Raw genomic sequence first — 18,060 nt, forward strand, 5'->3', positions numbered from 1 at the left:
CCCCAAGACGTTCTCGGCATCGCCCATTTAGACTCGCGAGGAGCCGCAATGGTTACCCCTAAATATCTGTGATCTAGGTCTCCTTGTGAAGGTCTTGTGACCTATTTGTAGTCACGTGAAGGAGCGCAGCCGCAGGCTGTTGGTCACCACAAATACGGACGAAAAGGCCATGGCAAATCCCGCGATCATGGGGTTGAGCAGGCCGAATGCCGCCAGCGGCAGCGCGGCGACGTTGTAGCCGAAAGCCCAGAAAAGATTGCCCTTGATGGTGGTCAGAGTCCGGCGTGCGAGACGGATCGCGTCGGCTGCCACCCTCAGGTCCCCGCGTACGAGGGTCAGGTCGCCGGCCTCGATCGCCGCGTCCGTGCCCGTGCCCATCGCCAGGCCCAGGTCCGCGGTGGCCAGCGCGGCCGCGTCGTTCACGCCGTCGCCGACCATGGCGACGCTGCGGCCCTCGGCCTGGAGGCGCCTGACCACGTCCACCTTGTCCTCGGGCATGACCTCGGCGTACACCTCGTCGATACCGACCTCGGCCGCGACCGACTCGGCGACTGCCCTGTTGTCGCCGGTCAGCAGCACCGGGGTGAGGCCAAGGGCCCGCAGCCGTGCGACCGCCTCGGCGCTGGTGTCCTTGACCGCGTCGGCGACGGTGAGAACGCCGAGCGCCTTGCCGTCCAGCGCGGCGAAGACCGCCGTACGTCCCTGAGCCGCGGCCGAGGCGAGCTCGTCGGGCAGCTCGACGCCCGCCTCCGTGAGCAGTTGCGCCCGCCCGACGAGCACCTCGTGTCCTTCGACGACCCCGCGTACGCCGAGGCCCGGGACGTTCTCGAAACTTTCGGCGGCGGGGAGCGTGCCGACCCGCTCCTCGGCGCCCGCCGCGACGGCGCGGGCGATGGGATGCTCCGAGGCGTGCTCCAGTGCGCCCGCGAAGCGCAGCAGCTGATGCTCCTCGGCGGTTTCGGCGACGTACACCCGCTGGAGGCGCATCCGGCCGGTGGTGACCGTCCCCGTCTTGTCCAGGACGACCGTGTCGACCTTGCGGGTGGACTCCAGGACCTCCGGGCCCTTGATCAGGATTCCGAGCTGGGCGCCGCGTCCTGTACCGACCATGAGAGCGGTCGGCGTGGCGAGCCCCAGGGCACACGGGCAGGCGATGATCAGTACGGCGACAGCGGCGGTGAAGGCCGCGGTCACATCGTCCGTGGTGAGCAGCCAGGCCACCAGCGTGCCGAGCGCGATCAGCAGTACGACGGGGACGAAGACGGCCGATATCCGGTCGGCGATGCGCTGCACCTCGGCCTTGCCGTTCTGGGCGTCCTCCACCAGCTGGGCCATCCGGGCGAGCTGGGTGTCGGCGCCGATCCGGGTGGCCTCCACCACCAGTCGGCCGGCGGTGTTGACGCAGCCGCCGGCGACCGGCTCGCCCGCGGTCACATCCACCGGCACGGACTCGCCGGTGAGCATGGAGGCGTCCACGGCGGACGTGCCCTCGACGGCGATGCCGTCGGTGGCGATCTTCTCTCCGGGACGTACGACGAAACGGTCGCCGACGGCGAGCCGGCCGACCGGAATACGTGTCTCCGTGCCGCCGCGCAGTACGGCGACATCCTTGGCGCCCAGCTCCAGCAGGGCGCGCAGGGCGGCGCCCGCCTTCCGCTTGGAGCGTGCCTCCAGATAGCGGCCGAGAAGGATGAAGGTCACCACGCCCGCGGCGACCTCGAGATAGATCGTCGATGTGCTGTCGGCGCGCGTGACCGTGAGTTCGAAGCCGTGGCGCATGCCGGGCATGCCCGCGTCCCCGAGGAAGAGCGCCCACAGCGACCAGCCGAAGGCCGCGAGCGTGCCGACGGAGACCAGAGTGTCCATGGTGGCCGCGCCGTGCCGGAGGTTGGTCCAGGTGGCCCGGTGGAAGGGCAGCGCGCCCCAGACGACGACGGGGGCGGCGAGGGTGAGCGAGAGCCACTGCCAGTTGTCGAGCTGGAGGGCGGGGATCATCGCCATGAGGACGACGGGCGCCGCGAGCACGGCGGAGACGATCAGGCGCCGGCGGAGGGAGGCCGCCTCAGGGTCGGGTCGCGCCCCGGAGTCCACGGCCCGCCGCGCCCCGGAATCAACGGCGGGGTCCGGCTCGGGTTCGTGCGGCGGGGGAGGCTCGGCCGAGTAGCCGGTCTTCACCACGGTGGCGATGAGATCGGTGACCTCCATGTCGTGCGGATAGGAGATCTTCGCCTTCTCGGTCGCGTAGTTGACGGTGGCGCTGACGCCGTCCATGCGGTTCAGCTTCCTCTCGACGCGAGCCGCGCAGGAAGCGCAGGTCATCCCGCCGATGGTGAGCTCGACCTGGGGTGTATCCACTTCGGAACTCCAGAAAACGGGGCCGGGCCGTACGGGACCAGTGTCGGACTGGTCGGGTACGACCCGGCGGGAGGGCGCTGCGGGTGCGGAGGTGAGTACGCGAACTCAGACCTGGCCGACGAGCTCGTACCCGGCCTCGTCGACGGCCTCGCGCACCATGGCGTCGTCGAGCGGGGCCTCGGAGATCACGGTCACCTGACCGGTGGAGGCGACCGCCTTCACCGATACGACGCCCGGCAGCTCGGAGATCTCGCTGGAGACGGCGCCTTCGCAGTGACCGCAGGTCATGCCGGTGACCTGGTAGACGGTGGTGACGCCGCCGATCTGCACGTCGGCCGAGCCGGTGCCACAGGCGCCGCCGCCGCAGCAGCCGGTCGTCCGGGCGGTCTCGGTCCCGGTCTTCGTCTCGGCGGTCATGGCGTTCTCCTCTTCGGGGGTGCAACACGTACGAGGTCATGGTGTGCCGGAGGGCCGCGGGAATCCCGAGGCTTCCTGATACACACCTCAGACTGTACCCCTAGGGGGTATTAATGCGAATGCGGACCCCGTCGCGCGCCGTGCTGCTCATCAGTCCACTCCTCGGTCCGCTGTCCAGCCTGCTGCCCCGCCGGGCAGACGCCGACGATGGGGGCCAGATAGCGGAACATGACTTTCTTGAGCTCTGTGATGTACGCCTGTCGCTCCTCGCCCTCGTGGGCGAGGACCAGGTCGAGGCCCGCCTTGAAGATGGCGAAGATCATGGTCGCTGTGCGGGCGAGCTCGGCGGGCGGGGCCTCGGGGAGGAAGCTCGCGACGATCTGCTCGATCCGGGTGATCAGCGCCGCGTGCAGGGCGTTGAACTCCTGGGTGATCTGGCCGGGGACGTCGGGACCGTGTACCAGGGCGGCGAAGGCCGGGTTCTCGTGGTTGAAGGCGAAGAGCGGGTCGAGGACCGCGTCCAGCAGCTGGTCGAGCGGGAGGTCGAGGTTGGCGGCCGCCAGGGCCGTGCCGTGGGACTCGCGCCACCGCTGGAGGAGCCGGCCGCCGAGCTCGACGGCGATGGCCTCCTTGTTCGGGAAGAACTGGTAGAGCGTGCCGGGGGAGACGCCGGCCTCGCGGGCGATGGCGTTGGTGCTGGCCCCGGTGTAGCCGGTGGTGCAGAAGACGTTCGCGGCGGCGTCGAGGAGCTGGGCGATACGGCGCTCCCCGCGGGCCTGGCGGCGGCGCGGCTTGGCGCCCCCCGTGGTCGCGGCCGGCTCCCGGGTCGCGGGCTCCGTGGTCGTGGACTCCCGGGTTGCGGGTTCCGTGGGCGCGGCTGGCTCCGGGGTCGTGGGCTCCGGCACGTTGAATACCCAGCTTCCTGGCGGCGGTTGACAAACGCGAGTAGTCGCTCGCATTCTTGATTAATGCGAGCGGTAGCTCGTGTTTGCCAGTCTATGGCAATGGTCGACCCATGCTGCCTGCCGGGGAGCCTGCGCATGGGCCAGGTGAAGGGGACACCGCACCATGTCCGAAGTCAACAGCCCGCCGCCGGTGGGGGGATGGACCCGGTTCGTGACCGCGCGGCCGCGACTCTCGCTGCTGGCTGCCCTGGTCCTCACCGCACTTGCCGTGTTCGCCGGCAGCGGGGTCGCCGACCGCATGGGCAGCGGTGGCTGGCAGGACCCGAGCGCCGAGTCGACGTATGCGAAAGAGGCGCTGGAGCGGGAGTTTCCCGCCTCCCAGCCGAATCTCCTGCTGCTCGTGGACAGCGGGCGCGCGAATGTGGACGCTCCGGCGGTCGCCGCTGAGGGGCGCCGGCTCAGCGAGCGGCTCGCCGCCGAGAAGGGCGTCACGGGCGTCGGTTCGTACTGGCAGACAGGCTCGCCCGCGTTGCGCGCCGAGGACGGGCGGCAGGCGCTGATCGCGGCCCGTGTCGAGGGCGACGAAAAGACCTCGGCCCAGGTACTGGAGCGAATAGCTCCCCACTACCGGGGTGCGCGGGGTCCGGTGGAAGTCTCGGTGGGCGGCCCGATCGGCGTACAGCACGAGATGACGACGATCATCCAGGAAGACCTGCTGCGGGCCGAGATGATCGCGCTGCCCGTGACGCTGGTGCTGCTGGTGATGGTCTTCGGCAGCGCGATCGCGGCGCTGCTGCCGCTGGGCGTCGGCATCATCGCCATCCTGGGCACGAATGCCGTGCTGCGCGGCATCACGGAATTCGCCGATGTCTCGGTCTTCGCGCAGAACCTCACCACGGCCCTGGGGCTCGGACTCGCCATCGACTACGCCCTGTTCATCGTGCGCAGGTTCCGGGAGGAGCTGGCCGCGGGTGCCGAGGTGCGGGAGGCGGTGGGCATCACCCTGCGCACCGCGGGCCGCACGGTTCTCTTCTCCGCGCTGACCGTTGCCGTGTCGCTGGCCGCGATGCTGGTCTTCCCGCAGTACTTCCTGCGCTCCTTCGCCTACGCCGGGATCGCGGTGGTGCTGCTGGCCGCGGGCGCCGCGCTGATCCTGCTGCCTGCCGCGCTGATGCTGCTGGGCCACCGGGTCAACGCGCTGGATCTGCGCCGCCTCCTGCGACGTGGGCGGAACAAGAGCACGCCGACCGGCGAGCCCGGGGCGAACGATGCCCGGGAGACCGGGTCCGGGGAGGCCGGCGCGGGGTGGACCCGCCTCGCGGGTCTGGTGATGCGCCGCGCCCCGCTCTTCGCCCTCGCCACCGTCGCCGGTCTGGTGCTGCTCGGGCTGCCCTTCCTGGGCGTGAAGTTCGGTACCCCGGACGACCGTCAGCTGCCCTCGACCGCCGAGTCCCATGTGGTGCAGCAGCAGATACGGGACGGCTTCCCCGGCAGCCCGGCCGGCGGACTCGAGGTGTACGCCGAGGCGACCCCGGGCGCCCGGGCCGCCGGATCCACCGGGGTGGCGGCGACCCCCGCTGCCGCGTACGCCGAGTATCGCGGCCGCATCGCCGCCCTCCCGGGCGTGCTGCGGGTCGACGGGCCCATCACCTCGGGCTCCTCCGCCTACTTCACGGTGCAGCCCAAGGGCGAGGCGGTGGGGGAGGGAGCCCAGCAGCTCGTCCATGACCTGCGCGCGGTACCGGCCCCGTTCGAGACCTCGGTCACCGGAAGAGCCGCCGTGCTGGAGGATTCCAAGGGCGCCATCGCGGACCGGCTGCCGTTGGCGCTGGGGATCATCGTCGTGGTGACTCTGCTACTGGTCTTCCTGCTCACCGGCAGCGTGCTCATCCCGATCCAGGCAGTCGTGCTCAATGCCCTGAGCCTGACGGCGATGTTCGGGGCTGTGGTCTGGGTCTTCCAGGACGGCAACCTCTCCGGGCTGCTCTCCTTCACATCCACCGGAGACATCGAGACCACGCTGCCTGTCCTGATGTTCTGCATCGCGTTCGGGCTCTCCATGGACTATGGCGTCTTTCTGCTCTCCCGGATCAAGGAGGAGTACGACCACACCGGCGACCATGAACACGCGGTGAGATTCGGGCTTCAGCGCACCGGCGGACTGATCACCGCGGCAGCCGTGATCCTCGCGGTGGTGATGGTGGGCATCGGCACCTCACGGGTGACCAACACCAAGATGCTCGGACTCGGAATCGCGCTGGCCGTGCTGATGGACGCCATGGTGGTGCGGAGTCTGCTGGTCCCCTCGGTGATGAAGCTGATGGGCGCCTCGACCTGGTGGGCCCCCGGGCCGCTGCGCCGCTTCCATGAACGGTTCGGGGTGAGCGAGGGGGAGATATCGCAGCCCGTGCCGCGGCCGGAACCCGAGCCCGATCCAGCACTGGATCCCGATTCGGAACCGGAACCGGAACCGGATTCGGAACCGGATTCGGATCCCGACGCGGTACGGGACAGGGTCAAGGCCTGACGCCGCGGTGGGCCGACCACTCCCGGGCCAGAATCGACATGCAGGTGGCGTCGATCCACTCGCCCTCGTGGAGCAGCGCCTCGCGCTCGGTCCCCTCCGCCACAAAGCCGGCCTTCTCGTAGGCCCGGATCGCTCGCGGGTTGAAGTTGAAGACGCCCAAAGCGATCCGGTTGAGGCCCAGTTGCTCGAAGCCGTGCCCGACCACCAGTCGGGTGGCCTCGGTGCCCATGCCGCGATTGCGTCCCTTCGGGCCGATCAGGGTGCGGAAGCGGCAGCTGCGGTTGTGCGCGTCCCACTCATGGAGGACGACTTCACCCACGATTTCGCCGCCGGCCCGGTCCACCACGGCGAGGTCGAGCCGGTCGTCCTGGTCGCTGCGCGTCCCGTACCAGGCGCGCAGCCGCTCCAGGTCCGGCTCACCCCCGGCGGCCGACCCGGTGAAGAGGATCACCTCGGGATCGCCCAGGATCGCGGCCATGGCGGGCGCATCCGCGCCGGTGAAAGGACGCAGAATCACCTTCTCGCCAACGAGGGTGGGCTTGACGGAGAAGGTTGTGGTCGGCTGCTGAGTCACCCGGGGATTGTCGGGACATGCCCCTGGAGGGAGCAACCGATTAAGAGAGGACCGCGATGACGGAAGCCGTGGATGGCGAAGTCCGAGGAGCTGGTGATGCTCCTCGGAGACCCGCGAACGGCCCGGGCCCCGCGCGCACGCGGCGCGGGGGCCCGGTGGCTCCGGATCTGCGGTTCTCGGTCCGTGGGCTCTCAGCCCTTTTGACGTTCAGTCCATGCGACCCCTGTTCCCGGGGCGATTGGCCACCCAGACGCGGATCGTGTCCGCGTGCCAGTAGGGCTTGCCGGCCTCCACATGGTCGGGCGGCGGGAGAAGGCCGTGCTTGCGGTACGAACGGACCGTGTCCGGCTGCACCTGGATGTGCGCGGCGATCTCCTTGTAGGACCAGAGTTTTCTGTCCGCCATGGTGGTGCCACCTCCCTGCGTGCGCGGCAGCCGCGGCGCGGGGGGCCGTCGGGTGAGCTGCGGCGCGGACGCTGGTGATCACTGAGCCTGTGCCCGTTGAACGACGCCGAGTGAGAGGCGGAATGGGCCTGTTGATCGCCTGTGACAGAAGCCCCGCGTAATGAAGACATGCGTGATGAGAAGTCGACAACCGTGACAGAAGTGGTGCGTGAGTGTCAGGCGCCGCAGGAGCGCAGGAAACCGCGCGTCCGCTCGGCGATCGGGAAGGGCTTGTCCGGCGGGCACGGATACATGTCCTGCTCGACGATGGCGAAGAGGTCGACATCGAGTGCCTGGGCCGCGGTCAGTACGGGCTCCAGCGCGGGCACACCGGACGGCGGTTCGCACATCACGCCCCGGCCGACGGCAGGTCCGAACGGCACCTCGTCCGTGACCACTTCGGCCAGGATCTCGGGGTCCACCTGCTTGAGGTGCAGATAGCCGATCCGCTCCCCGTAGGTCTCGATCAGCTTGACGCTGTCGCCGCCGCAGTAGGCGTAGTGCCCGGTGTCCAGGCAGAGCGAGACGAGGTCCGGGTCGGTGGCGTCGAGGAAACGGCTGACGTTCTTCTCGCTGTCGATATGAGTGTCCGCGTGCGGGTGGACGACGATCTTCAGCCCGTAGCGCTCGCGCACCTCGCGGCCCAACCGCTCTGTCTGGGTAGTGAGATCGCGCCACTGCTCCGGGGTGAGGGTGTGGTCCTCCAGTACCCGGCCGGTCTTGTCGTCGCGCCAGAAGGAGGGGATGACGACCAGATGGTCCGCGCCCATGGCCCGGGTGAGTGCCGCGATGTCCGAGACATGGGCCCAGGTCTTCTCCCAGACCGCCGGTCCGTGGTGCAGCCCGGTGAAGACCGTGCCGGCCGAGACCTTCAGCCCGCGCCGCGCGGTCTCCGCGGTGAGGCGGGCGGGATCGCTCGGGAGATAGCCGTACGGGCCGAGCTCGATCCACTCGTACCCGGCGTCGGAGACCTCGTCGAGGAAGCGCTGCCAGGGGACCTGCTGAGGATCGTCGGGGAACCACACCCCCCAGGAGTCGGGGGCCGAGCCGACCCGGATGCGGTTCAGGGCGGGGGCTGAGGAGGTCATGCGGGTCAGCTTTCCGGCCGTCGAAGAAAGGTGTCAAGGCTTCGTCCGAATGTAAGGACAAAATGTTGACAGGGTTCAGTAGGGAGCACTACACCTGGGGACAGCCGGCTCGAACCGAAGGGACGCGTATGCCTCAGCCGTACGACGTGATCACGATGGGCCGGATCGGCGTGGACCTCTATCCGCTGCGGACCGGGGTCCCGTTGGCGCAGGTCGACACGTTCGGGAAGTTTCTCGGCGGCTCGGCCACGAATGTCGCGGTGGGTGCCGCCCGGCTCGGCCGGCGGACGGCGGTGATCACCCGCACCGGGCAGGACGCCTTCGGTGACTATCTCCACCAGGCACTGGGGGAGTTCGGGGTCGACGACCGCTGGGTGACTCCGGTGGCCGCGTATCCGACCCCGGTCACCTTCTGCGAGATCTTCCCTCCGGACAACTTCCCGCTCTACTTCTACCGGCAGCCGAAAGCACCCGACCTCGAGATCCACCAGCACGAGCTGGACCTGGCGGCGATCCGCGATGCGAGGGTCTTCTGGATGACCGGCACGGGCCTGTGCGCGGAGCCGAGCCGCACCGCGACGCTGGCCGCGCTCGCCCACCGCGCCAAGTCCGGCACCACGGTCTTCGACCTGGACTGGCGGCCCATGTTCTGGGGAGATCCGGGCGAGGCGCGGCCGTACTACACGCAGGCTCTCGCACACGCCACTGTCGCCGTCGGCAATCTCGAGGAGTGCGAGATCGCCACCGGTGAGCGCGAGCCGTACGCCGCCGCGCGTGCGCTCCTTGCCGCCGGGGTCGAACTCGCCGTCGTCAAACAGGGCCCCAAGGGCGTCCTCGCCGTTCACCGCGACGGGACACAGACCGAGGTCCCACCCGTCCCCGTCGAGGTGGTCAACGGTCTGGGCGCGGGCGACGCGTTCGGCGGTGCGCTCTGCCACGGGCTGCTGTCGGGCTGGGGGTTGGAGCGCGTCATGCGGTACGCCAACGCGGCCGGAGCCATCGTTGCCGCCCGCCTCGCCTGCTCCACCGCGATGCCGTACGCCGCGGAGGTCGACCAGGTCCTCGCCGGCGCCCCGGTCCCGCCCGGACCATCGATCCCGCCAGGAGCCCCCGTTCCGCCCGGACCATCGATCCCGCCAGGAGCCCCCGTGCCGCCCGGACCATCGACCCCGTCCGGAGCCCCGCTCCCGCCCATCGGCGAGGCGCCCCCGCACTCCGGCACCCCTCTCGTCCCGCCCGGAGCCGCCTCGTGAGCCGCGTCGACATCGCCGAGCTCGTCGGGATCCGCACCCGGCACCCCGAGGCCGTCGCCGAGGCCGCCACCCGGCGGCGCAGGCGTCCCCGGCTCATCGGCGAGAGCGGCCGGCTGATGATCATCGCCGCCGATCACCCCGCCCGTGGGGCCCTCGCCGTCGGTGACCGGCACCTCGCCATGGCCAACCGCCTCGACCTGCTGGAGCGGCTCTGCCTCGCCCTCTCCCGCCCCGGTGTCGACGGCGTCCTCGCCACCGCCGACATCCTCGACGACCTGCTCCTCCTCGGCGCCCTCGAGGACAAGGTCGTGATGGGCTCGATGAACCGCGGAGGCCTCGCGGGCGCGGCCTTCGAGCTCGACGACCGGTTCACCGGCCACCGCGCCCAGGACCTGGACCGGCTCGGTTTCGACGCGGGCAAGCTCCTCCTCCGTATCGACTACGACGACCCGGCCTCGCTCGACACACTGCATGCCACCGCCCGCGCCGTCGACGAGATGGCCGAACGTCGGCTTCCCGTCTTCATCGAACCGTTCATATGTCACCGCATCGACGGCCGCCTCCACAACGATCTCGGCGCGGAAGCCGTCACCCGGTCGATCGCCATCGCCTCCGGTCTGGCCGGCACCTCCGCGTACACCTGGCTGAAGGTCCCCGTGACCGACGACCCCGAAGACATGGCGGCCGTGATGGAGACCTCGACCCTCCCGGCGGTCCTCCTCGGCGGCGAGATCGGGGACGACCAGCACGGGGCATACGAGAAATGGCGTGGAGCACTGCAACTGCCCACCGTCCAGGGACTGGTGGTGGGACGCTCGCTGCTCTATCCGGTCGACGGGGACGTCGCGGGGGCGGTCGATACTGCCGTCGGACTGCTGTAGGGGGTACGGAGAAGGCATGAGCGACGAAAAGCTGCAGGAGCTGTACGTACCGGCGGGGGCCGCGGCGCGTGGTCCCTACGCCCTGCGCATCGACCCCGAGCAGGCCGGCTGGGGGTACTCCAGCCTGCGTGTACTGGAACTGGCGCCCGGCGCCTCGCACACCCTCGCCGCCGGGGACAGCGAGTGGATCGTGCTGCCGCTCACCGGCGGTTGCACAGTGCACACGCAAGGCGAGACCTTTGAACTGCTGGGCAGGGAAAGCGTGTTCGGCGGAGTGACGGACTTCGCCTATGTGCCGCGCGATGCCCATGCACAGATCGCCTCCGGTGCGGGAGGCCGCTTCGCCCTGGCAGGAGCGAAGTGCGAGCGCCGACTCCCCGCTCGCTATGGCCCCGCGCCGGAGGTACCGGTTGAGCTGCGCGGCTCGGGCAGCTGCTCGCGCCAGGTGAACAACTTCGCCGCGGCAGACACCTTCCTTTGCGACAAGCTCATCGCGGTCGAGGTGCTCACACCCGGCGGCAACTGGTCCTCGTACCCGCCGCACAAGCACGACGAGCACCGCCCCGGCGTCGAGTCCGAGCTCGAGGAGATCTACTACTTCGAGATCGACCGCGGCGGTATGGGCTACCACCGGGTCTCCCCGTCGAGGCCCGGCGGTACGGACGTCCTCGCCGAGGTCCGTACGGGTGACGCCGTCCTCATCCCCGACGGCTGGCACGGCCCGTCCATCGCCGCGCCCGGCCGGGACATGTACTACCTCAATGTGATGGCGGGCCCCGGCAGTACACGGGAGTGGCTGATCCGCGACCACCCCGACCACGGCTGGATCCGCGACACCTGGCCGGAGCAGGCCGTCGACCCCCGGCTGCCGATGTACGAGGCCGAGGAGGGCCAGCAATGAGTTCGGGAACGAATACGCGCCGACTCACCGTCGCCCAGGCGCTCGTCGCCTTCCTCGCCCGCCAGTACACCGAGCGCGACGGCCGCCGCCACCGACTGATCAACGCCACCTGGGGCATCTTCGGGCACGGCAATGTGGCCGGCCTCGGCCAGGCGCTGCTCGAGTCCGGCACCACCGTGCTTCCCGGGGAGACACTCCCCGGACCCCCCATGCCGTACATCCAGGGCCGCAACGAACAAGCCATGGTGCACGCCGCCGTCGGCTACGCCCGTCAGTCCCGGCGTCTCTCCGCCCACGCCGTCACCACCTCCATCGGCCCCGGCGCGACCAACCTCGTCACCGGCGCCGCGCTCGCCACCGTGAACCGGCTTCCTGTCCTCCTGCTGCCCGGCGACGTGTTCGCGACCCGCCCCGCCGACCCGGTCCTCCAGCAGCTCGAAGTCCCGTACGCGGGCGATGTGTCGGTCAACGACGCCCTGCGCCCCGTCTCCCGCTACTTCGACCGTGTCACCCGTCCCGAGGCGTTGATTCCGGCGGCGCTGCAGGCGATGCGAGTGCTCTCCGACCCGGCCGAGACCGGCGCGGTCACGCTCGCGCTGCCGCAGGATGTGCAGGCCGAGGCGTACGACTGGCCGGAGGACTTCTTCGCCGAGCGCGTCTGGCAGGTGTGCCGCCCGAGGCCCGACCTGGACGCGCTGGACGCGGCGCGCCGCGCGGTGAGTGGCGCCCGCCGCCCCTTGATCGTCGCGGGCGGCGGCGTCCACCACAGCGAGGCCGAACAGGCCCTGCGGGCCTTCGCCGACGCGACCGGCATCCCGGTCGCCTCCACCCAGGCCGGCAAGGGCTCGCTCCCCTACGACCACTCCTGCGACGTCGGCGGCATCGGCCACACCGGCACCGCGACCGCCGACGAGCTGGCCCGTACCGCCGATCTGGTGATCGGTGTCGGCACCCGCTGGTCCGACTTCACCACCGCATCAGCGACCCTCTTCCAGAACCCTGGCGTCCGTTTCCTGAACATCAACATCACCTCCTTCGACGCCCACAAGATGGCCGGTCTCTCCCTGGTCGCGGACGCCCGGACCGCCCTGGACGAGCTCACCGGCGCGCTGGGCACGCGTATGCGCGTCGAGCCCGCGTACGAGACGGAGTACGCCGACGACAAGGAGCGCTGGGAGTACCGCGTCGGTGCCGCGTACGAGGCCGACGACCCGGATGTCCGCCCCACGCAGCCGCAGGTGCTCGGCGCACTGGACGCTCTTGTCACGGGAGACGACATCGTGATCAACGCCGCGGGTTCCCTCCCCGGCGACCTCCACAAGCTGTGGCGCGCCCGTTCGTCCGACCAGTACCACGTCGAGTACGGCTACTCCTGCATGGGCTACGAGATCCCGGCGGCCATCGGCGTCGCGATGGCCGCGCCGGGCCGGCCCGTCTGGGCGCTCGTCGGCGACGGTACGTATCTGATGAATCCCACTGAAATCGTTACTGCCGTGCAGGAGAACATCCCTATCAAGGTCGTCATCCTGCAGAACCACGGATACGCCTCGATCGGCGGTCTGTCCGAGTCGGTCGGCGCGGAGCGCTTCGGCACCGCCTACCGCTACCGGGCCCCCGACCGTACGTACACCGGGGCTCCGCTCCCGGTCGACCTGGCCGCGAACGCCGCCTCGCTCGGAATGCGTGTGATCCGGGCCAAGACGGTGCGTGACCTGCACGAAGCGCTCGCCGTGGCCCGCGAGGCGGACGTTCCCACATGTGTCTACGTCGAGACCGAAACGGCAGACACTGTGTCGGGCGCGCCTCCGGCGCAGGCGTGGTGGGATGTTCCGGTGGCCGAGACCGCGACCCGCCCGTCGGCGGTCGAGGCCCGGAAGGAGTACGACCGGCAGGTCACCGCCCGACGCCGCCATCTCTGAAGGAGCACGAAATGAAGACCGTCAACCACTGGATCGGTGGCAAGACCGTCGAGGGTGCGTCAGGCAACTGGGGCCCGGTCACCGACCCGGCGACCGGCGCCGTCACCACCCAGGTCGCCCTGGCCTCGGTGGAGGAGGTCGACGCGGCCGTCACGGCGGCGCGGTCGGCGTACGCGACCTGGGGCACGTCCTCGCTCGCGCAGCGCACCGGGATCCTTTTCCACTACCGCGCACTCCTCGACGCGCACCGCGACGAGATCGCCGCGCTGATCACCGCCGAGCACGGCAAGGTCCACTCCGACGCGCTCGGCGAGGTCGCCCGCGGCCTGGAGATCGTGGAACTCGCCTGCGGTATCACCACCCAGCTCAAGGGTGAGCTGTCCACCCAGGTATCCAGCCGGGTCGACGTCTCCTCGATCCGTCAGCCGCTCGGTGTCGTCGCCGGCATCACGCCGTTCAACTTCCCGGCGATGGTGCCGATGTGGATGTTCCCGCTGGCCATCGCCTGCGGAAACACCTTCGTACTGAAGCCGAGCGAGAAGGACCCGTCGGCCGCCAACCTCCTTGCCGAGCTGGCTTCGGAGGCCGGGCTGCCCGACGGCGTGCTCAATGTCGTCCACGGCGACAAGGTCGCGGTCGACGCGCTGCTGGCGCACCCGGATGTCAGCGCGGTCTCGTTCGTCGGCTCCACCCCGATCGCCCGCTACATCCATACCACCGCCTCCGCGAACCACAAGCGCGTCCAGGCGCTCGGCGGCGCGAAGAACCACATGCTGGTCCTCCCGGACGCGGACCTGGACGCGGCCGCCGACGCCGCGGTCTCGGCGGCGTACGGCTCGGCCGGTGAGCGCTGCATGGCCATCTCCGCGGTCGTCGCGGTCAGTTCCATCGCCGACGAGCTGGTGCAGAAGATCCGCGAGCGCGCCGAGAAGATCAAGATCGGCCCCGGCGACGACCCGGCGTCGGAGATGGGCCCGCTGATCACCAAGGCCCACCGCGACAAGGTCGCCTCGTACGTCAAGGGCGCGGCGGCGCAGGGTGCGGAGGTCGTCCTGGACGGCACGGGCCACACGGTCGACGGCTTCGAGGACGGCCACTGGATCGGCCTGTCGCTCCTCGACCACGTCTCCACCGACTCCGACGCCTACCGTGACGAGATCTTCGGCCCGGTGCTGTGCGTTCTGCGCGCGGAGACGTACGAGGAGGGCGTGGCGCTCATCAACGCCTCTCCCTTCGGGAACGGCACCGCGATCTTCACTCGCGACGGCGGCGCGGCCCGTCGCTTCCAGCTGGAGATCGAGGCGGGAATGGTCGGCGTGAACGTCCCGATCCCGGTGCCGGTGGGTTACCACTCCTTCGGCGGCTGGAAGGACTCGCTCTTCGGCGACCACCACATCTACGGCAACGACGGCGTGCACTTCTACACTCGCGGTAAGGTCGTCACCACCCGCTGGCCGGACCCTTCGGACGCTCCGGCCGGCGTGGACCTGGGCTTCCCGCGCAACCACTGACAGCAACAGCAGGCAGGCACCGGGCCCGTACGGAACTCTGTATCCGTACGGGCCGCGTCTGTCCGGTGCGGCGCGGCCGGCGCCCACGGCGGCTCGCTCGCATTTCACATGCGCCGGCGTTCCGGGGTCTCCGACACGCCGGGGGCTGCATATTTCACCTATTTACTATTTATTGGTTCATTCGTGTGGCCGATAGCGATGGGGGCGCGTTCGTCGTTGAGAGGGCTGTGACAACGCCAACTTCACAGCCCAAGTCGCTCAACCCACGTGCCGACGGACTGCCCCGGTGGCCCATGCGTACCAGTACGGAAGGTGCCGCCGTTCTGGTCCGGGCCCGGGAGTGCACCGCGGAACTGGCGGACTTCATGGCGGCCATGGACCTGATCGAGGCCGATTACACCCGCCGCTTCCCCGCGTGACCGCCGAGCATGGCGCCGCACACTTCCACCGCGGCCCACTGCCGGAGCCGCCATTGCCACCACCACTGGACATCGTCCACGGTAGGAACCACATGTATGACAGGCACGACCACTTCGGGGCGTACGGAATGCCTGCTGAGCAGTACGACGAGACGTACGCATCCGTCTCGGAACAGTGGGACGGTTACAGTTCCGCCGACCAATGGGACGGCTACAGCGCCTCGTTCGGGCAGGAACCATTCTCTGCTCCGGACCTTGACGTCCTGCAAGGGCGCTGGGAACCGGACGTCGAACTGACACAGCTGCTGCAGGAAAATCCCGACCCCGTGGAACTGCCGCCCCCGGTCCTGGACCTGCGGCCCCCGACGATGGGCCCGTCCTGCCACCGCCGGCGCCCGATGCACAAGGTGAAGCCGAGAGCGTGGAAGCTCAACCGCAACCAGTCCCTGAACTACGCCCTGGCAGGGGCGAGTGCGGTCATCATTGCCATCGTGAGCATCCTCGGGTGCCTGCTCACCCACGACATCATGCGGCACGCCGCCGCCCCTGGTGCCGCGTTCAGGCTTTCGCCCTGGTGGCCGGCGCTGGTGTACGGACCCTGGACGGTCGCATCGCTCTCGATCCTGCGAGCCACGCTGCACCGCCGCCGTGCTCCCCACGCCTGGGCCATCGCCCTGTTCTTCTGCGCGCTCGCCGCGCTCTCGTGCGTCGCCGCGGCGCCCAGGACCGTCAGCGGAGCGGGCGTCGCCGCTCTCCCCGCCATCGCGACCATGGCCTGCTTCCATCAGTTCGTACGCCACATCACTCTCACCCGGCCGCCACGCCGCGAGGTGGGTGGCTGGTGCAGAGCCGTACGCCGATGTTCGAGTCCTGATCATTCAGAGTCGCTGTAGGTGCGGGACAAGCCGGCAGAAAACGTCGCGAGCAGGCTGCTGCCCGAGGAGCGCCGTGCCCGGATGGGCAGGAACTCCTCGGGCAGCAGCTCGGTCGGACCAGAGACTCGGCCGGACCAGCCATTCGGCCGGACCGGTCGGTTGGACCGGTCACTCTTCTAGAAGAGTGAATACAGCAGCTTGTTCGGCGAACCCGTCCGCGGGTCCTGGACCTTGCCGCTCGTCGCGCCGTTCACCAGCGCGTCCCGGACCTGGACCGGGCTCGCCGTGGCGTGGGTCGCCAGGTAGAGCGCCGCGGCGCCCGCAGTGTGCGGGGTGGCCATCGAGGTGCCGGAGATCGTGTTCGTCGCCGTGTCGCTGTCCTTCCATGACGAGGTGATGTTCACTCCCGGCGCGAACAGGTCCAGGCAGGTGCCGTAGTTGGAGAACGACGCCCGCCGGTCCGTGTTGTCCGTCGCGCCGACCGTGATCGCCTCGGGCACGCGGGCCGGCGAGTAGTTGCACGCGTTCGCCGGCAGGCCGAGGAAGTTGCCATTGCCCGCGGCGATCGCGTAACTCACGCCCGAACCGATGGACTTCTTCACCGCGTTGTCCAGCGCCGCGTCCGCGCTGCCGCCCAGGCTCATGTTCGCCACGGCCGGCTTCTTCGCGTTCGCGGTCACCCAGTCGATGCCCGCGATGACCCCGGCCGTCGTACCGGAGCCCTGGCAGTCCAGGACACGTACGGCCACGAGCTTGACGCCCTTGGCGACGCCGTACGTCTTGCCGCCGACCGTACCGGCGACATGCGTGCCGTGGCCGTTGCAGTCCTGGCCGTTCTGGCCGCCGCCGACCGTGTCCGTGCCGACGCTCGCGCGGCCGCCGAACTCGCTGTGCGAGGTGCGGATCCCGGTGTCGATGATGTACGCGGTCACATTCGACGCGGTGGTGTTGTAGGTGTACGTCTTCGACAGCGGCAGGTTCCGCTGGTCGATGCGGTCGATGCCCCACGTGGCACTGGGCTGAGTCTCGTTGATGCGGACCGTGGCGTTCTGCTGGACGTACGCCACGCGCGGATCGGCGGAGAGTTTCGCGGCCTTCGCGCCGGACATCGACGCGGAGAAGCCCGTAAGGGCACTGCGGTAGGTGTGGTTCGGCGTGACTCCCAGATCGGCGGCGCGCGTGGTGCCGTCCTTCAGGACGACAATCCAGCTGTTCTGTACGGCAGTTGCAGTGGGAGCGAGACGGAGATCGCCGATTGACGCGCTGTGCGCGGTGGGGGAAACGGCGAACTGGAGACCGGCCGCAAGGGCGACTGCGGGTATCAGCGCCCCGACGCGTCGGGCAGTGGTTCTCATCTCGTGCACCTACCTTTCGTTGACCGTTTAAGGGACAAGTACGGGCGTGCATGCTGCCAGACAGTGCATATGCGCTGACCAGGGTCTCGTGACGTGACGTGCGACACAAGGTGCCGACACCATGTACGGCATGACGGCTCCCGGACGGTGAACACCCATCAGGTCGGCCTCGTCGACGAGGCCGTGGCTACCTGGCCGGGAACTCCCAGGTGAGCATCGCGAACACGCCGTCGTCCTTCGCCCCCGCCGATCGGTAGGTCGCCGTCGCCGGGCCGTTGTCGGTGTCCACGCCTACCCACATGCCGTAGCAACCCCGCTCCCGCGCCACCTCGGTCAGCGCCTCGGTCAGCGCCCGTCCGATGCCGCGCCTGCGGTACGTCTCGTCCACCGACAGCTCGTACAGGCACATCTCCGTGCCCTTGTCGGGATGGAGCATCTCGATGCCGGAGATCATCCCGGCCGGCGTCCCGTCGACGTACGCGATCAGCATCAGATGCCCGGCGGCGGCAAGGAACCGCTCGGCCCACTCCGCCCGCGCCGGTCCGTCGTAGAGGTGCTCGGCCGCCGTGAGCTCGGCCACGGTCGTCGCGCGCCGGATGTCCGTACGGAGGTCCATGCGGTCCCTTCCCCCAGGCT

General features: G+C 69.7%; 16 protein-coding genes. 8 read left to right on the forward strand and 8 right to left on the reverse strand.

Features of this window, described 5'->3' with window-relative positions; all coding sequences use genetic code 11:
- Window positions 1-111: 111 nt before the first annotated feature.
- The 3 genes from ACWDZ6_RS00420 to ACWDZ6_RS00430 all read right to left on the reverse strand — a co-directional run bounded on the left by ACWDZ6_RS00420 (window position 112) and on the right by ACWDZ6_RS00430 (window position 3,677).
- Window positions 112-2,319 carry a heavy metal translocating P-type ATPase gene (locus ACWDZ6_RS00420; RefSeq protein ID WP_451501450.1) on the reverse strand — a complete coding sequence of 736 codons (2,208 nt, stop codon included), beginning with the start codon at window positions 2,317-2,319 and terminating at the stop codon, window positions 112-114.
- A 141-nt stretch (window positions 2,320-2,460) separates the two neighbouring features.
- Window positions 2,461-2,772 carry a heavy-metal-associated domain-containing protein gene (locus tag ACWDZ6_RS00425; protein ID WP_389175742.1) on the reverse strand — a complete coding sequence of 104 codons (312 nt, stop codon included), beginning with the start codon at window positions 2,770-2,772 and terminating at the stop codon, window positions 2,461-2,463.
- 110 nt (window positions 2,773-2,882) lie between these two features.
- Window positions 2,883-3,677, reverse strand: coding sequence for a TetR family transcriptional regulator (locus tag ACWDZ6_RS00430; protein WP_451501071.1), 795 nt, complete (start codon window positions 3,675-3,677; stop codon window positions 2,883-2,885).
- 163 nt (window positions 3,678-3,840) lie between these two features.
- Between ACWDZ6_RS00430 and ACWDZ6_RS00435 the strand changes: the two genes are divergently transcribed.
- Window positions 3,841-6,204: an MMPL family transporter gene (locus ACWDZ6_RS00435; RefSeq protein WP_451501072.1), complete on the forward strand. Its 2,364-nt coding sequence runs from the start codon at window positions 3,841-3,843 to the stop codon at window positions 6,202-6,204.
- Here the strand turns inward: ACWDZ6_RS00435 and ACWDZ6_RS00440 are convergent.
- From ACWDZ6_RS00440 to ACWDZ6_RS00450, 3 genes are all read right to left on the reverse strand, one after another.
- Window positions 6,194-6,778, reverse strand: a complete 585-nt coding sequence (locus ACWDZ6_RS00440; RefSeq protein ID WP_451501073.1) for a GNAT family N-acetyltransferase — start codon at window positions 6,776-6,778, stop codon at window positions 6,194-6,196. The genes ACWDZ6_RS00435 and ACWDZ6_RS00440 overlap by 11 nt on opposite strands.
- Before the next feature lie 207 nt (window positions 6,779-6,985).
- The gene (locus tag ACWDZ6_RS00445; protein WP_326650000.1) at window positions 6,986-7,183 is read right to left on the reverse strand and encodes a helix-turn-helix transcriptional regulator; all 198 of its coding nucleotides are present in this window, start codon (window positions 7,181-7,183) and stop codon (window positions 6,986-6,988) included.
- Between the two features lie 215 nt (window positions 7,184-7,398).
- The gene (locus tag ACWDZ6_RS00450) at window positions 7,399-8,310 is read right to left on the reverse strand and encodes a sugar phosphate isomerase/epimerase family protein (RefSeq protein ID WP_451501074.1); all 912 of its coding nucleotides are present in this window, start codon (window positions 8,308-8,310) and stop codon (window positions 7,399-7,401) included.
- Window positions 8,311-8,438: 128 nt separating this feature from the next.
- On the opposite strand from ACWDZ6_RS00450, the gene iolC reads away from it, so the two are divergent.
- The 7 genes from iolC to ACWDZ6_RS00485 all read left to right on the forward strand — a co-directional run bounded on the left by iolC (window position 8,439) and on the right by ACWDZ6_RS00485 (window position 16,087).
- On the forward strand, window positions 8,439-9,563 hold the full coding sequence (gene iolC / locus ACWDZ6_RS00455) for a 5-dehydro-2-deoxygluconokinase (protein WP_451501075.1): 1,125 nt from the start codon (window positions 8,439-8,441) through the stop codon (window positions 9,561-9,563).
- Complete coding sequence (locus ACWDZ6_RS00460; RefSeq protein WP_451501076.1) at window positions 9,560-10,444, forward strand: Cgl0159 family (beta/alpha)8-fold protein; 885 nt, start codon at window positions 9,560-9,562, stop codon at window positions 10,442-10,444. Before iolC ends, ACWDZ6_RS00460 begins: the two co-directional genes overlap by 4 nt.
- A 16-nt stretch (window positions 10,445-10,460) precedes the next feature.
- The gene (gene iolB / locus ACWDZ6_RS00465; protein WP_451501077.1) at window positions 10,461-11,345 is read left to right on the forward strand and encodes a 5-deoxy-glucuronate isomerase; all 885 of its coding nucleotides are present in this window, start codon (window positions 10,461-10,463) and stop codon (window positions 11,343-11,345) included.
- Entirely contained in the window at window positions 11,342-13,264 is a 1,923-nt protein-coding gene (gene iolD, locus ACWDZ6_RS00470; RefSeq protein ID WP_451501078.1) for a 3D-(3,5/4)-trihydroxycyclohexane-1,2-dione acylhydrolase (decyclizing), read from the forward strand. Before iolB ends, iolD begins: the two co-directional genes overlap by 4 nt.
- Window positions 13,265-13,275: 11 nt before the next feature.
- Window positions 13,276-14,775 carry a CoA-acylating methylmalonate-semialdehyde dehydrogenase gene (gene mmsA / locus ACWDZ6_RS00475; protein ID WP_451501079.1) on the forward strand — a complete coding sequence of 500 codons (1,500 nt, stop codon included), beginning with the start codon at window positions 13,276-13,278 and terminating at the stop codon, window positions 14,773-14,775.
- Window positions 14,776-15,068: 293 nt separating this feature from the next.
- A complete protein-coding gene (locus ACWDZ6_RS00480; protein ID WP_326649993.1) occupies window positions 15,069-15,194 on the forward strand; it encodes a hypothetical protein in 126 nt (41 codons plus the stop codon).
- A 92-nt stretch (window positions 15,195-15,286) separates the two neighbouring features.
- Window positions 15,287-16,087, forward strand: a complete 801-nt coding sequence (locus tag ACWDZ6_RS00485) for a DUF2637 domain-containing protein (RefSeq protein WP_451501080.1) — start codon at window positions 15,287-15,289, stop codon at window positions 16,085-16,087.
- A 158-nt stretch (window positions 16,088-16,245) separates the two neighbouring features.
- On the opposite strand, the gene ACWDZ6_RS00490 is transcribed toward ACWDZ6_RS00485, so the two are convergent.
- Complete coding sequence (locus ACWDZ6_RS00490) at window positions 16,246-17,424, reverse strand: S8 family peptidase (RefSeq protein WP_451501081.1); 1,179 nt, start codon at window positions 17,422-17,424, stop codon at window positions 16,246-16,248.
- A gap of 187 nt (window positions 17,425-17,611) precedes the next feature.
- Window positions 17,612-18,040, reverse strand: coding sequence for a GNAT family N-acetyltransferase (locus tag ACWDZ6_RS00495; RefSeq protein ID WP_451501082.1), 429 nt, complete (start codon window positions 18,038-18,040; stop codon window positions 17,612-17,614).
- Window positions 18,041-18,060 lie beyond the last annotated feature (20 nt).

Source organism: Streptomyces sp. NPDC002926 (genome assembly GCF_053591755.1).

Excerpts from the sequence above, each read along its gene's own strand:
- ACWDZ6_RS00420 (WP_451501450.1), bottom strand. The coding sequence starts at position 2,319 with ATGACCTGCGCTTCCTGCGCGGCTCGCGTCGAGAGGAAGCTGAACCGC.
- ACWDZ6_RS00425 (WP_389175742.1), bottom strand. The coding sequence starts at position 2,772 with ATGACCGCCGAGACGAAGACCGGGACCGAGACCGCCCGGACGACCGGC.
- ACWDZ6_RS00435 (WP_451501072.1), top strand. The coding sequence starts at position 3,841 with ATGTCCGAAGTCAACAGCCCGCCGCCGGTGGGGGGATGGACCCGGTTC.
- ACWDZ6_RS00445 (WP_326650000.1), bottom strand. The coding sequence starts at position 7,183 with ATGGCGGACAGAAAACTCTGGTCCTACAAGGAGATCGCCGCGCACATC.
- ACWDZ6_RS00450 (WP_451501074.1), bottom strand. The coding sequence starts at position 8,310 with ATGACCTCCTCAGCCCCCGCCCTGAACCGCATCCGGGTCGGCTCGGCC.
- iolC (WP_451501075.1), top strand. The coding sequence starts at position 8,439 with ATGCCTCAGCCGTACGACGTGATCACGATGGGCCGGATCGGCGTGGAC.
- iolB (WP_451501077.1), top strand. The coding sequence starts at position 10,461 with ATGAGCGACGAAAAGCTGCAGGAGCTGTACGTACCGGCGGGGGCCGCG.
- iolD (WP_451501078.1), top strand. The coding sequence starts at position 11,342 with ATGAGTTCGGGAACGAATACGCGCCGACTCACCGTCGCCCAGGCGCTC.
- mmsA (WP_451501079.1), top strand. The coding sequence starts at position 13,276 with ATGAAGACCGTCAACCACTGGATCGGTGGCAAGACCGTCGAGGGTGCG.
- ACWDZ6_RS00480 (WP_326649993.1), top strand. The coding sequence starts at position 15,069 with ATGCGTACCAGTACGGAAGGTGCCGCCGTTCTGGTCCGGGCCCGGGAG.
- ACWDZ6_RS00485 (WP_451501080.1), top strand. The coding sequence starts at position 15,287 with ATGTATGACAGGCACGACCACTTCGGGGCGTACGGAATGCCTGCTGAG.
- ACWDZ6_RS00490 (WP_451501081.1), bottom strand. The coding sequence starts at position 17,424 with ATGAGAACCACTGCCCGACGCGTCGGGGCGCTGATACCCGCAGTCGCC.
- ACWDZ6_RS00495 (WP_451501082.1), bottom strand. The coding sequence starts at position 18,040 with ATGGACCTCCGTACGGACATCCGGCGCGCGACGACCGTGGCCGAGCTC.